The sequence below is a fragment of the Psychrobacillus lasiicapitis genome, assembly GCF_006861795.1.
In the GTDB taxonomy this organism is placed as follows: domain Bacteria; phylum Bacillota; class Bacilli; order Bacillales_A; family Planococcaceae; genus Psychrobacillus; species Psychrobacillus lasiicapitis.
This window is the reverse complement of record NZ_VDGH01000008.1, coordinates 1-14,613: the sequence shown is the minus strand read 5'-3', so window position 1 is coordinate 14,613 and position 14,613 is coordinate 1. Positions and strand designations below refer to the sequence as shown.

General features: G+C 36.7%; 10 protein-coding genes. 9 read left to right on the top strand and 1 reads right to left on the bottom strand.

What is annotated here, in order from left to right; translation table 11 throughout:
• Positions 1–107: 107 nt before the first annotated feature.
• The gene (locus FG382_RS13870) at positions 108–1,463 is read left to right on the top strand and encodes a glucose-6-phosphate isomerase (RefSeq protein WP_142539487.1); all 1,356 of its coding nucleotides are present in this window, start codon (positions 108–110) and stop codon (positions 1,461–1,463) included.
• A 311-nt stretch (positions 1,464–1,774) separates the two neighbouring features.
• Here the strand turns inward: FG382_RS13870 and secA are convergent, their stop codons facing one another.
• On the bottom strand, positions 1,775–4,135 hold the full coding sequence (gene secA, locus FG382_RS13865; protein ID WP_170206520.1) for a preprotein translocase subunit SecA: 2,361 nt from the start codon (positions 4,133–4,135) through the stop codon (positions 1,775–1,777).
• Positions 4,136–4,444: 309 nt separating this feature from the next.
• Here secA and FG382_RS13860 point away from each other — a divergent pair, with 309 nt between their 5' ends.
• From FG382_RS13860 to FG382_RS13825, 8 genes are all read left to right on the top strand, one after another.
• Positions 4,445–6,721: a ligand-binding sensor domain-containing protein gene (locus FG382_RS13860; RefSeq protein ID WP_142539485.1), complete on the top strand. Its 2,277-nt coding sequence runs from the start codon at positions 4,445–4,447 to the stop codon at positions 6,719–6,721.
• Between the two features lie 32 nt (positions 6,722–6,753).
• Positions 6,754–9,006, top strand: coding sequence for a phosphodiester glycosidase family protein (locus tag FG382_RS13855; RefSeq protein WP_142539484.1), 2,253 nt, complete (start codon positions 6,754–6,756; stop codon positions 9,004–9,006).
• 124 nt (positions 9,007–9,130) lie between these two features.
• Positions 9,131–9,541 carry a hypothetical protein gene (locus tag FG382_RS13850; RefSeq protein WP_142539483.1) on the top strand — a complete coding sequence of 137 codons (411 nt, stop codon included), beginning with the start codon at positions 9,131–9,133 and terminating at the stop codon, positions 9,539–9,541.
• Between the two features lie 207 nt (positions 9,542–9,748).
• Positions 9,749–10,813: a glycosyltransferase family 4 protein gene (locus FG382_RS13845; RefSeq protein ID WP_142539482.1), complete on the top strand. Its 1,065-nt coding sequence runs from the start codon at positions 9,749–9,751 to the stop codon at positions 10,811–10,813.
• Between the two features lie 43 nt (positions 10,814–10,856).
• Positions 10,857–11,972 (top strand): DegT/DnrJ/EryC1/StrS family aminotransferase, encoded by a 1,116-nt coding sequence (locus FG382_RS13840; protein WP_142539481.1) that lies wholly within the window; start codon positions 10,857–10,859, stop codon positions 11,970–11,972.
• A gap of 304 nt (positions 11,973–12,276) precedes the next feature.
• Positions 12,277–13,017: a hypothetical protein gene (locus tag FG382_RS13835; protein WP_142539480.1), complete on the top strand. Its 741-nt coding sequence runs from the start codon at positions 12,277–12,279 to the stop codon at positions 13,015–13,017.
• Positions 13,014–14,027 carry a Gfo/Idh/MocA family protein gene (locus tag FG382_RS13830; RefSeq protein ID WP_142539479.1) on the top strand — a complete coding sequence of 338 codons (1,014 nt, stop codon included), beginning with the start codon at positions 13,014–13,016 and terminating at the stop codon, positions 14,025–14,027. The genes FG382_RS13835 and FG382_RS13830 overlap by 4 nt, the downstream gene beginning before the upstream one ends.
• A gap of 19 nt (positions 14,028–14,046) precedes the next feature.
• A partial coding sequence (locus FG382_RS13825) for a nucleotide sugar dehydrogenase (RefSeq protein WP_244950537.1) occupies positions 14,047–14,613 on the top strand: 567 nt, incomplete at its 3' end.

Below are 14,613 nucleotides of genomic sequence, written 5' to 3'. Positions count from 1 at the left end.
TAAGGAGTAGTACTTTTTAGCTTACTACTTCAAGAAGAGGAAAAGCCTACTGAAATATGCTAATATAGGAGGATAAATGAATACAAAGCTCGCAGGAGGAAATCCAATTGACTGTTACAAAACAAGCCTTCTCATTAAACTTTTCCTTATTATCAAAGTTTATTAATGAAGAAGAAAAAAATAAATATACAAATATAATTAGTCTGATACATGAAGAAATGCATGCACCAACAAGTAATGACCGTGATGCGTTAGGCTGGATAGAACTAGCTACAAAACAAGATAAAGAAGAAATAGATCGAATACTTGCGGTTGCAAATGAAATACGAAGCCAATCTGCTGTTCTCATAGTCATTGGAATTGGTGGTTCCTATTTGGGTGCCAAAGCTGTTCAAGATGCGTTAACCCCTTATTTTTCGAAGAAATCAGGAGAAACTGAAGTAATTTACGCAGGGCAGAATATGAGTGGTGCTTATATCAATCAATTGCTTCAATATGTAGATGATCGAGAAGTGTACGTAAATGTCATTTCAAAATCAGGAACGACGCTTGAACCAGCAATTTCGTTCCGTGTCATTAAGTCATATATGGAAAAACGCTATGGCGAGGAAATGAAAAATAGAATTATCTTAACTACGGATCCTGAGAATGGCTTATTAAGAAAGCTTGCATTGGATGGGGGCTATAGAAGTTTTGAAGTTCCCGCAGATGTAGGTGGACGCTTTTCCGTTTTAACTCCAGTCGGATTATTTCCGCTAGCTGTTGGCGGCATAGATATTCAAGCGTTATTAGATGGTGCCAAGCAAGCGACAAATGATTTAATGTTTTCCAATTACAAAGAAAATGAAGCCTATGAATATGCTTTATCTAGATATTTGCTAGAGAAAAAAGGATATATTATTGAAATAATGGCTTCTTTTGAACCTTCTTTACGTAATGTATTTGAGTGGTGGAAGCAATTATTTGGAGAAAGTGAAGGGAAAGATGAAAAAGGAATTTTCCCTGTTTCTGTTACATATACAACGGATTTACATTCTATAGGTCAGTATATTCAAGCAGGAAAACGTCAAATCTTTGAAACGATTTTACATGTGCGCAATCAACAAGAGGATTGTACGATTCAGTCTGTAGAGAATAACTTTGATCAGTTAAATTTCCTAGAGGATAAAACGTTCCATGATATTAACACCATCGCAAAAAATAGTTCGATTTTGGCACATTATGATGGAGGCGTGCCTGTTATCCAAGTGGAGATTGATAAACTGGACGAATATCATTTAGGGTATTTACTGTATTTCTTTGAGAAGGCATGTGCCATGAGTGCTTATTTATCGGGAGTAAATCCATTCGACCAACCAGGTGTCGAGTCGTATAAAAATAATATTTTTGCACTATTGAACAAGCCTGGATATGAGTCATTGAAGGATGAATTGGAAGAAAGATTGTCCGAGATTTTTGATTGATCACTTGGTAGTAAATTTAGAAAGTCAGTGTAACGAGGAATTCCTCGTTGTACTGACTTTTTTTGTGTGGAAAAGATTAGAATGGGAAGAAAAGCAGTCATTTTTCTTGGATTTCAGATTTAGTTGGAAAAATGAGCGTGTTAGTTGGAATTTTGGCATGTTTAGTTGGAATCTTTCAAGATTTAGTTGTAAAAAAGCACGATTTAGTTGTAAAATCCAATATTAGGAAATATTCATTACTAGTTATTCATCTCAAACAAAAAGAGTGTTAGAAGTGACCAAGCCACTTCTAACACTCTATAAAAGGTAGTCTATTGTTCCTCTTTAACACCATTTACCTGCAAATTATATCGAATCACGTCTCTAAAGAATGTATGAAGCATTCCTTGGAAAAGGTGAAGCGCATCGAAAGAGTAAAGGCGATACGGATCTTCTTGACCGTATCCGCGGATGCTGATACCTTCTCTTAAATGATGCAGATTGTCTAAATGCCCAATCCACAGGCGATCTAGAGTTTCTGTATAGTAGGATTGAATATTTCTCCAATCTTCGCTATCGCTACTTGTCATATTGACAATCTCGAAAGCTTTCTCATAAACAGCCTCTAGTGCTTCCTTCAATTGGCCTTTGTTTTCTGGATCTAAAGAAGTAAATGAATCATCCTCATACGATGTGAGCATCGAAATGATTTTAATTTCATCCATAATTTCATTTAAAATACTAGATTCATGCACGTCGTTTTCTGCAAGCTCATCGATTAAATTATTTAAGCGTTCGTGCATCGCATCTATGATAAGCATTTGCATGTTTTCTACTTTTAACGCTTTTTCTCGGTAATTATACATAACGCGTTGTTGATCATTATTGATATCATCTAATTTCAATAAATGAGAGCGACTCGAGAAATGCATACCTTCGATTACGTTTTGAACATTGTACACAAATTTTATTGGATTAGATGAAATAACTAAACCAGTCTCATCTGTTTTCAACTTGTTTTTGTATTTAGCGAATTCCTCTTCATCGTAATAGTTGAATAGCTCATCCTGCAAGGAAATGATAAATTGGGAGCTGCCTGGATCTCCTTGGCGACCACCGCGACCTCGTAGCTGCATGTCAATTCGAGCACTACTATGAAGCTCAGTACCCATGATATGAAGACCGCCAAGTTCTGCAACGCCTTCGCCTAAATTGATATCGGTTCCTCGCCCTGCCATATTCGTTGCGAGCATAATTTTATTCATCTGCCCGGCTTGGGAGATTAGCTCTGCTTCATCTTCTACTGTTTTTGCATTCAGTATAGAATGTTCGATTGAACGTTCTTTTAAATAGGAAGAAAGTTTTTCGGATTGTTCGATAGAAGTCGTTCCGATTAAAACGGGACGTCCTGTCTTATGGTACTTTTGCGTTTCTTCCACAATTTTTTTCATCTTATCTTCATAGGTTAAATAGACAAGCGTTTCCATATCGATCCGTTTGTTTGGTTTATTTGTCGGTATTTCCGTTACGCGTAAGTTGTATGTCTCCCAAAACTCATCGCGAGAAGGAACGGCACTACCTGTCATTCCAGAGACATGTTTGTACAGTCTGAAATAATGTTGAATCATAATAGAAGCCTGTGTATTGTTTTCTTCTTTAATTGAAACTTTTTCTTTCGCTTCAATCGCTTGATGAAGCCCGTCGCTAAATGTACGACCTTCCATAATACGTCCAGTATATGGATCCACGATCATAACCTTATCGTCTTTTACGATATAGTCCACATCTTTACGCATGACTACTTTTGCACGGAGCGTTTGCATTGCAATATGCATAAATTCACGATGCTCTCGGTCGTATACGTTATCAATGCCAAATGCTTCTTCTAATCGATCTGCACCATTATCCAATAAAACGATTTGTTTTGTTTCTGGATAATAATTGTAATCTTCTTCATCCTTGAATGAGCTAATAACTAGCTGCATAATTGGAAACAAATTCAAGCTTGCATTAGACTTTCCTGCGATGATCAAAGGAGTGCGCGCTTCATCGATCAATATACTATCTACTTCATCGATTAACGCATAAAACAATGGTCGTTGCACAAGCTGATCTTCGCTTTGCACCATATGGTCTCTTAAATAATCAAAACCAAATTCCGTGCCGGTACCATAAGTGATGTCACAGTTATAGGCAACTTGTTTTTCGTCACTTTCCAAGCCGGAAATATTTAATCCGACTGTTAAGCCTAAAAACTCAAATAATGGTTTCATCTCTTCAAAATCTCGGCTCGCCAAATATTCATTGGCTGTAATAATATGCGTTCCTTTTCCGTGTAGTGCCATTACATACGCGGGTAGTGTTGCCACTAATGTTTTACCTTCTCCGGTTTGCATTTGAGCAATTTGAGATTGCGTTAATACTGCACCACCCATTAACTGTGTATCATAATGTCGTTTTCCTAACACTCGTTTTGAAGCTTCGCGAACGACCGCAAAAGCTTCCAACATAATTTCTTCTGGAGTTGCTCCATTATTTAATTGATCACGAAAACTAGTTGTATATGATTGAAGCTCTAAATCTGTTTTATTTGTAAATGAATCTTCCAAAGCATTAATCTTAGATACTATTTTTTTGAGTTGCTTTAACTCTATTACTTCACCAGAAATCATCTTCTTAATAGAATGTAACATGTTCATTCTCCCTACTTTTAAATTCCATTGCCTATTATATCATGAAACAAAGTTGCAAGCATTTTCAAACTGAACTTAATGAGGGCGAGGATAGCCCTCGACTGGATATGAATAGAATTAGCCTTTCGTTAGGTGATCAGTTTGCTGTTGTCGCATGGATGTCACAATCCTATGAACAATTTCTCACTTAATCTTGATACTCATTCGACAAGGAAAATAAGATATAATATTTCAATTATATTACAACTATAAGTTTTAAATGTTACCAAATGATGTTAATGTTAAACTATACATGAAAGGGGTTTTAATATGAAGAAAATTTATATTCCAGTGATGGCTGCTATGTTAGCGACACCCTTAAATAGTGTGGCAAATGCGGAAGAATTACCCAAAACAGAGACAACTTTAGAAGAGGTAATAGTTGAACCGGTAGGGACTGGGGAAGAAGTAATTGAAGTCGAAGGTAACGTGGAAGAATGGTTAGAAGATGCAATTGAACAAGAGCCAGAGGAAGAAGTTATTCAAGAAGGGTATGAAAACTTAGGTCCGATGATTTTCAAATCATCTGCCATTTCATCTAAAATTGCTGCAAATGACAAAGGCGAATATTTCATTTATTACATCATGCATGGAGCACCAGCAGCATTAGTTGTGGTAGATTATCAAACTAAGGAAACGATACATACATTTACGTTAGAAGATTCAAAAAGCGCTTGGGGACTTGACGTAGATGAAAATGGAAAGCTTTGGGTTGGTGGATCTGTTTCAAGTGTGCTATATAGCTATGATCCAAATACCGAAGTGTTTGAAAATCACGGGGCGATCTTTTCGAATAAAAGTGATACATCTATCCAAGATTTAATCGTCTCTGGCAATAAAGTATATGCTGGTTCAGCATACGGCGGCTCGCTTGTAGCATTTGACACAGAAACGAAACAAATTGAAGAGTACGGTCAAATTCGTAAAAGAAAAGATTTTGTGAAAGCAATCGTTGCTGATGAAGAACGAGATGAAATTTACGTATCGATTGGTTCGAATATGGATTTATTAGTGAAAAAGCCTGGTACGAAAAATTTCACATCCTTTTTACCAGCCAAATATATGTCTGAAAAATATGCGCAAGATTTAGTATTAACGGACGATTATGTCGTGGCGAGATTATACCCATCTAATGTGGCAGTAGTTTTCGATAGAAAAACATTGAAAATCGTAGACGAGTTTGAACTGAATTCTAAAACTGTTTCTACACTATCACCAGATGGCAAATCGTTATACTATACAAAAGCACAACAACTGATCCGCTATGACTTCGATACAAAAGCCCATACGGAGCTTGGATTATATTTACCAAAAGGGACAGAAGCAATTAATCTGGACTTTATCGTAAAAGGTGAGAAAAAAGCAGAAGATAAGAAGGTAGACTTTGAGGCACTATTTGAACAAGCATTCCGTGAAAAAGCTTTGAAAGAATCACAAGGAACTTCTGCAGTGGAAACACCAACTACTGAGGATACAGTTATCGAAGAACCTATCGTAGAAGAACCAACAGAATTTCTTTTATCTGGAATGGTCGATAATTTAGGGCAATTATTCGAATACAATCCACAAACAGGAGAAATTCAATACCATCAATTTGAATTACCAGAACAACCGGTAGAGTTGTATACGCTAGCTTCAAGTGAAGATGGGAAGAAAATATTTGCTAATGGATATATGTCCGGTGGTCTTGGAGTATATGACGTTGCAACTGGAAACAAAGAATTGTACCGAAATATTAGTCAAATAGAGTCCATGTATCATATAAACAATAAACTCTATATCGGTGCGTATCCACTTGCTAGATTACTTGTGTATGATCGCGCACTTCCATGGGATAATGGAAATCCAAAAGAAATTATTCGTATGAATGAATACGGACAAGAAAGATCGACTGCAGTAACTCCTTACAATAATGGAAAAGAAATTGTATTAGGTACATTACCAGATGCTAGTGTAGGTGGCGGTGCTCTTGCTTTCTATAATACAGAAAACGAAAAGATGGAAATATACGAAAACTATATTTACAACCAAAGTATCGTGTCACTAGTTAGTAGAGGAACACAAGTTTTTGGTGGAACATCGATTCATGCGAACCAACAAGTAAACCCAAGGGGAGCTAGATTATTCTACTTTAATAGAAGTAACCCTGAAGACAAAAAATATATTCATCTACCATTTGATTCAAGTATGATTACTAGTTTAATAGTAGATAAAGATAATAATGTTTGGGGAATGGCCGATGGAACGCTATTTGTCTATAAAGATGAGTGGACAGATGTTCGTTCAGTTGAATTATTAGAGTTAATCTCCGGAAGATTCCGTAACGCACAAATCGTAGAAGGGCCAGATGGCTTTATTTACGGAAGTGTGGAAGGAAAATTATTTAGAGTAACAAAAGATACGCTTAAAGTAGAGTGGTTGAAAGATAAAGGGGTTTATGGACTCGTAAAAGATGTCAATGGAAACCTTTATTATTACGATGGAAGTAATTTATGGAAATATACAATTGAACAAAATAGAGAGCAACAACAAAAAGAGCAAAAGTAACTGCTCAAGGAAATGAAGGAGAATTTAATTAAATGAAACAAAAATTGCTATACTTTTTTATTGTTTTTGCAATTGTCACGGGCGCTCTATTCCAACCAAATCAAGCACAAGCTGCAACGAAAGTTTATTGGGATGGCATATTAATGGTTCCTGGTCAAATTGGGAAAATTAAAGTAATCAAACCAATCAACTTATGGAAGCGTACAGATGCAGGTTTAGTTTACGAACGAGTATTGAAACCAGGCGAGCAATACCGTGTATATCGCTATGATAATTTATACGGAGGTCAATATGGTCTTGGTGGAGGCATGTACATTACGAAAATGGCAGGGTACGTCGAGTATAAGACACCTTCCAAAGCAAAACTAAAAGAATTAGCAAATGCAGAAGGAACAACTGTACCTAGTGGAAATGATTCTTCTCAGTTATATCCGACAGAAGCTACACCTACTTTAACTGGTGGTAAAGTGTTGAGTCAGAAAGTTACACAGCTTGCCCCTGGGATTCGTAAAAAATACTTTGATATCGATGGAGCAATAGGTGCTCAAAATGTATTTGTGATTGAATATGATGGTAAAACTTCTAATGTCGGATTAAAAACAGAGCTTGCAAAAGATCAATTAGTCGGATTAGAAACAACATCTTCTCAAGCAAATAGTGTGGAACAAAATGATTCCTATCATGTAGTTGCTGGGGTGAATGCAGATTACTTCGATAAACAAGGACAACCTATCGATTTAATGATGATGGACGGATCTATTGTTTCTACATCACAAACGCCGCTTAATGAATTGGCAGTATTAGGCGTGAAAGCAGATGGTAAAGCTATTATTGGTGCACCTCAAGTAGCAATGAATGTTTCAGTAAATGGGCAAGCGTCTTACGCAATTGATTCTGTCAATCGCAAACGATCAGCAAACCATTTGGTAATCTATACAAGAGATTTCAATGCAACAACAGGAACGAATGAACTCGGTACAGAAGTTCGAGTGAAAATAGATTCAGGAAAACTAAACGGCTCCGAAACACTAGTCGGAACTGTTTTAGAAAATGTAACTGGTGTTGGAAACGCGAAGTTAAACAAGGGAGAGGTTATTTTATCCGGACATAACTTTGCAAGTGAGTTTCTAAAAAAAGTGCAAGTAGGAGATCAAATTGCAATCTCAACAAAATTTACTCCTGCTGAATGGAACGATGTAAGAGAATCAGTAAGCGGACGTTATCATTTGGTGAAAAATGGTACATTACAAACGATTAAAGTTGCTGGTGTTGCACCTCGAACAGCAGTAGGTATTAAAAAAGATGGAAGTATCTTTACATCAGTAATTGATGGAAGATCAACGGATAGCAAAGGACTGACATTGCAAAATACGGCTAAACTAATGAAGGATTTAGGAGCGGTTTACGCAATGACATTCGATGGTGGAGGTTCTTCTACAGTAGTTACGAGAGAGTTAGGCGATAGTAAAGTAACTGTTCAAAACAAACCTTCCGATGGTCATGAGCGTTCGGTATCCAATTCTTTATTATTCATTAGCCAATATAAAACAGGTGCTCTTGCAACGATCATACCAAAGTCAACTGTAGTAGAAGTATTTGAAGGGGAAACTTATACAGATTTGTCCGTTCCAATAAAAGGAATCGATCAGTATATGAATCCGGTAGCTATATCAGGAAATGGTAAAGTGACGTCTTCTATTTTAACAACTACAAATGGCAAGCAAGTAGTCAATGCGAAACCAGGTACGTATGCAGGTGTCGTAACTTATGATGGAAAAACTGCGAATATCCAACTAAAAGTAACGAATGGTTCTCCTACTATATTAGAATCATTTAATAAAGGTATCTTAAACTATGAAGCTACTAGTGATCGAGCAAAATCTGTAGCGGTTCAATCGGTTACAAATGACCGTGATGGTTCAAAAGCTATTAAACTAGTTTATGATTTCACAGGTACAACAGGTACTTCAGGGGCATATGTAAGTGCTAAAACGAAGTTAACGATTAGTACTCCTGCCAAGAAAATTGGTATGTGGGTAAAAGGTGATGGCAAAGGAAATTGGCTCAGAACGCAACTAATTGATGCAACTGGTAAATCAGTTCAACTAGATTTAGATAAAAATGTGAGCTGGACTGATTGGAGATTCGTTACTGCGGAAGTCCCAGCTGGCCTAACATATCCGCTTAAAATGGACTTACCTGTACGCTATATGCAAACAGAGGATGCAAATAAATCGAATGGTGAAATAATCATCGATGATATCCAAGCAATTTATAAAGATTAATCTAACACATTAGTGAGACAAAAAACCTACTGAGTTAAGGTAAAAAAGTATTAGAAGTTGCGAACCTTTTTGATGTGTGATAACGTAATCAGTATGGATTTTTGCTAACTGTGGAGGGAAGTACATGTATTCGGAAGAAAAAAATAATGAGAATGCTTCACCTAATTCATCAATCGAAGAAAATGCTCCAAAAGTAATAGGTTTTTATAAACGTCAAGCATGGGCTGTAAAAGTATTCGATAAAATCGATCAAGATCATATTGTCGAAGATGGTGAACATGTAGTACTAGCTTCTTCTGTTATCCAATCAAGTAATGATTTGTTTTTCCCGGCTTTTATTCGCATCAATACGAAAGAGAACGGAAAAGTTGCAGGAGCATACTTGATTATAGAAGAAGACGATAGTTTTCAGCTATTACCATTAGAAAGAGCGTTAGAAGAATTACAAATGAATGACTTAGTTCCTTTTAAATACCGTACGCTCGAAAAGATCGAGGGCGATGAGTATCAAACGAATTGGCCGGAGTTTTCATAAGTAGATAATAAGCTGCGCATCAAAAGACTGATTTTTGCCTATAATAAGGCGAAAAGTCAGTCTTTTTTTTCTTTATAATATACTTGGTTACAAATCTATTTTTATAGTATAATGAGTAATCGAAGAAACTTTCATGCTGCTAATTCGTCTACTGTGAAGAGAAACTTAATAGTCAATGAAAATATAAAAAAAACAAGGATGATATTTTTGGACATAAAATTACTTCTTGCTTTTATCATTTCTATGGTAACGGCAATAGCTGTTACGCCACTTGTTATAAAACTTGCTCATAAGATCGGAGCTGTAGATAAACCGAATAAACGAAAAGTGCATCAGAATGTGATGCCGCGGCTTGGTGGTCTTGCAATTTTTATTGCTGTAACAGTTGGTTACTTTGTTGCTGGGTTATATGAAGCTAAAATTACCGGAATAATGGTTGGTGCATTGATCATCATTGTTTTGGGAATCATAGACGATAAATATGAAATATCCGCGAAAATTAAGCTTTTAGGTCAGATTTTAGCTGCATGTGCAGTAATGGGAAGCGGCTTAACAGTGGAAGTATTAAATATTCCATTCATCGGAGTATTTGATCTTGGGATATTCTCATACGTTGTAACATTGTTTTGGATTTTAGCCATTACAAATGCGATTAACTTAATTGATGGACTGGACGGTTTATCCGCTGGTATTTCATCTATCGTATTTGCAAGTATTGCATTTTTAGCATTTTCTGCAGACAAAATGTTAATACTGACTCTATCGTTAATATTACTTGGTAGTACACTTGGATTTCTATTTCATAATTTTTACCCTGCGAAAATTTTCATGGGTGATACAGGATCCATGTTCTTAGGTTATTCGATCGCTATTTTATCATTATTAGGTTTGTTCAAAAGTGTTACGTTATTTAGCTTTGTCGTACCGGTTATGATATTAGGTGTACCGATATTCGATACATCGTTTGCGATTATACGCAGAGTTGTCAATAGGAAACCAATATCCGTTGCCGATAAATCCCATTTACATCACCGCTTGTTAGCATTAGGATTATCGCATCGTGATACTGTGTTAGTTATATATGGATTTGGTTTAATATTTAGTATTGCAGCAATCACATTTGAAACACTTACACTAAGATGGGCTATTTTCATCCTAGTTTTCATATTAATTGCATTTGAAATTGTTGCAGAAAAAATAGGTCTCGTAAATGATGACTATCGACCAATATTATCCGTATTTCGTAAAGTTGTTGGGTATAAGCGCAATTAGCGCTTTACATATTAAAATTCATTGATAGGTTGGTGTAAACGAAATGAAAGTACCAATGTTAGATTTATCTGAGCAGTACGCATCTTTAAAAAGTGAAGTATTAGAAGCCTTAGATGGCGTTATGAGTAGCTCGCAATTTATCCTAGGGGATAATGTTAAAAAAATAGAGGCAGATCTTGCCAAGTATAGTCATGTTGCCCACGGTATTGGCTGTGGAAATGGGAGTGACGCAATTCACATAGCACTACAAGCTGCAGGAATCGGTGCTGGAGATGAAGTTATCACAACACCATTTACGTTTTTTGCTACAGGCGGAGCAATCGTAAGAGCTGGAGCTAAGCCTGTTTATGCAGACATAGATCCGATTTCATTCAACTTAGATCCAGAAGAAATCGAAAAACATATAACTGAAAGAACTAAAGCAATTATTCCCGTACATCTTTATGGACAAATGGCTGATATGGTTCGCATTCGTGAAATCGCGGATAAGCATAATTTAGTTGTTATAGAAGATGCTGCACAAGCAATTGGCGCAAAACAAGGGGAATATACAGTTGGTGAACTAGGAGACGCTGCGACATATAGTTTCTTCCCAACGAAAAACCTTGGTGCATATGGTGACGGTGGAATGGTTGTAACGAACAATGACGATCTTGCAGAAAAAAGTCGTGTTATTCGTGTACACGGAAGTAAGCCAAAGTATTACCATAGCGTACTTGGATATAACAGCCGTTTAGATGAGTTACAAGCTGCTGTACTAAATGTGAAATTCCCTCATTTAGATACATGGAGCGAACAACGTAAAACACATGCAGATTACTATACGGCTTTATTAAACGAAAAAGTGGCAGACCATGTAAAAACACCTGTTGTTGTGGAAGGTTTCCACCATGTGTTCCATCAATATACGATCTTGATAGAACGCCGTGATGAATTACAAGCGTTCTTAAAAGAAAACGGTGTATCTACAATGATTTACTACCCACTACCATTGCATCTACAACCTGTTTTCGAAAGCTTAGGGTATAAAGAAGGCGATTTCCCTAAAGCGGAAAAAGCTGCAAAACAAGCACTTTCTTTACCAATGTTCCCAGAGCTAAAAGAAGAACAACAACAATATGTTGTAGAGAAAATTGCGGAATTTTTTGCTGGAAAATAATGTGATGCTCAATAGTAGAGGGAGACGTAATTGTTACGTTTCCCTCTTACTGCCTGTTAGGAGCTAATTAACTTCATTCAATACCTGTTTACAATGTAATTGTAAGGAAAACAAACGGAAAGTAACCATTCGATTCAGTAAGGGACAAAGCCCCTTGCTGAATAAAGTTAAAGCCTTCGGCGGATGCCACTGATTTTTTAGCGGAATTTATCGAACAAGTCGATAAAAATCTGGGCGCAATGTTTCCTGCGACGAGCTTGCGCAGGAGCAAATTCGGCAAGGCGAATTTGATAGGAGAAGTGTAATGACGGAAAATAAGACATATCGATTGTATGATTCATTGGAGTTTTTCTGGAGGAAAAAGATTTGGTTTATCATTATCCCTGTAATTGTTGCCTTACTTGGATATGTAGGCTCTATGTTCATCCCTAAAGACGGAGAATATGTTGGGAGAAGTACTGTATTTACTGGATCAGTAGCGCTGGATGCTTTAACAAATCCTGACCATATTATGACGAATTATGGTCAACATTTTACTGGGAAAGCAGAAGTGTTTGTCCCTACTAGAAAGTATATTAAAGCAGAGGTTTATGGGGATAATAAAGAGCAAGTAACAAAAGAGCTTGCACTATTTGACGAACAACTGATGGAAAGTTTAATGGCGCAAAACGATAAAGTAATTGATGGAACACAAAGATATGCTTTAGCTCAATCAGCCAGAATTAAAACATTACAACAAGGTATCGAAGCATATAAAAAAGGATTAGCAGAAACGGATAACTTAACAGAACAAATCAACTATACAACTTTACTTAGCCAAGCGGAATTGGATTTAACAAATGCAATGGCGACTGAACAGCGTGTACGAAATGATATTATCTCATACGAAAAACCTTCAGTTGCTAAAGAAGCATATGTAGTGAAAACAAAATCCTATGGACTGGAAGCTGCAGTAGCTGGGCTCATCCTTGGAATTTTATTTACAATCCTTATTTTATCTTTATGGAAATACATTTTAGAAGCAAGAGGGAGTAAAAGAGCATGATTCAATTTGCAATTGTAGGTATGGGTTTCATCGCAGATAAGCATATAGCTGCCATTCGCAATACAGAAGGCGCGAATCTGTTTGCCATTTGTGATACAAACCCAGAACGACTAGTAACAGATGATGAAAACGTGTTAAAGTATACAGATTTAGAAAAAATGCTAACAGATAATCCACAAATTGATGTAGTAAATATTTGTGTACCATCTGGTTTACATGCAAACTTAACAAAAATTGTAGCAAAACATAAGAGACATATTATTACAGAAAAACCGATGGCACTGAACTCTGCTGATGCGAAAGAAATGATGGAAGTAGCAGAAGAGCAAGGTATTAAGCTTGCAATCGTACATCCAAACCGCTATCGTCCAGCTATTATGGAAGTGCGTGAACTAATGGATGCAGGAAGGTTCGGTAAGCTTAGTCATGCGAATGCAACTGTTCGTTGGAATAGAGGACAAGAATACTACGACCAAGCACCATGGAGAGGCACGAAAAAGTTTGATGGCGGCGTATTGATGAACCAAGCAATACATAATTTAGACTTGCTTCTTTGGTTTATGGGACCAGTAAAATCTGTACAAGGAATGGTAGCAACAAGATTCCGTAATATCGAAACAGAAGATGTTGCAACTGCACTAATCGAATTTGAAAGTGGAGCACTTGGAGTTGTAGAAGCTGCGACAACCGTTTATCCACAAAATTTAGAAGAGTCTTTGTCTATTTTTGGCGAAACAGCTAGTGTGAAAGTTAGCGGTAAAAATGCATTATTCATCGAAACATGGGATGTAGAAGGCTATGCGGAAGATGAAGTAGAAGCATTGAAAGCGAAAATACAAAATGAGCCTTGGGGTAAAAAAGGACATGACTGTATTATCGAAGATATGGTAGCGGCGATTAACGAAAACCGTGAACCAGCTGTTAGCGGATTAGACGGCTATAACCCAGTACGTTTAATCGAAGCAATTATCGAATCATCCGAAACAGGAAAACGAATTATATTCTCGTAATTATAAAGGAGAGACAAAAATGTCTACACACTATGAAGAATTATTAGCAAAAATTGAAAACCACACAGCCGTAATCGGAGTGGTTGGATTAGGATATGTTGGTTTACCACTTGCAGTTGAAAAAGCTAAAGCTGGATACAATGTAATTGGTTTCGATGTACAAGAATCAAAAGTAGAGCAAGTAAATAAAGGTATTAACTATATCGGTGATGTAGTAGATAATGACTTAAAAGATATGGTAGACTCTGGTCATTTAAGAGCATCTTCTGATTACGGTTCGATCAGTTCAGTGGACGCAGTTGCAATTTGCGTTCCTACACCACTTGATATTTACCAACAACCAGATACTTCTTACGTAGAAAGCTCTGTAAATGAAATTGCAAACTACGCAAAACCGGGAACATTAGTTGTACTTGAATCGACAACTTACCCTGGTACAACAGAAGAAATTATCCGTAAAGCATTAGAAGATAAAGGATTTACTGTTGGAGAAGACATTTTCATCGCTTACTCTCCAGAACGTATCGATCCAGGTAATAAAAGCTTCAATACAAAAAATACACCAAAAGTAGTTGGTGGTATTACA

What these genes read in the sequence shown, in the direction of transcription:
- FG382_RS13830 (WP_142539479.1), top strand. Translation starts at nt 13,014, where the DNA reads ATGATTCAATTTGCAATTGTAGGTATGGGTTTCATCGCAGATAAGCAT.
- FG382_RS13840 (WP_142539481.1), top strand. Translation starts at nt 10,857, where the DNA reads ATGAAAGTACCAATGTTAGATTTATCTGAGCAGTACGCATCTTTAAAA.
- FG382_RS13835 (WP_142539480.1), top strand. Translation starts at nt 12,277, where the DNA reads ATGACGGAAAATAAGACATATCGATTGTATGATTCATTGGAGTTTTTC.
- FG382_RS13860 (WP_142539485.1), top strand. Translation starts at nt 4,445, where the DNA reads ATGAAGAAAATTTATATTCCAGTGATGGCTGCTATGTTAGCGACACCC.
- secA (WP_170206520.1), bottom strand. Translation starts at nt 4,135, where the DNA reads ATGTTACATTCTATTAAGAAGATGATTTCTGGTGAAGTAATAGAGTTA.
- FG382_RS13850 (WP_142539483.1), top strand. Translation starts at nt 9,131, where the DNA reads ATGTATTCGGAAGAAAAAAATAATGAGAATGCTTCACCTAATTCATCA.
- FG382_RS13855 (WP_142539484.1), top strand. Translation starts at nt 6,754, where the DNA reads ATGAAACAAAAATTGCTATACTTTTTTATTGTTTTTGCAATTGTCACG.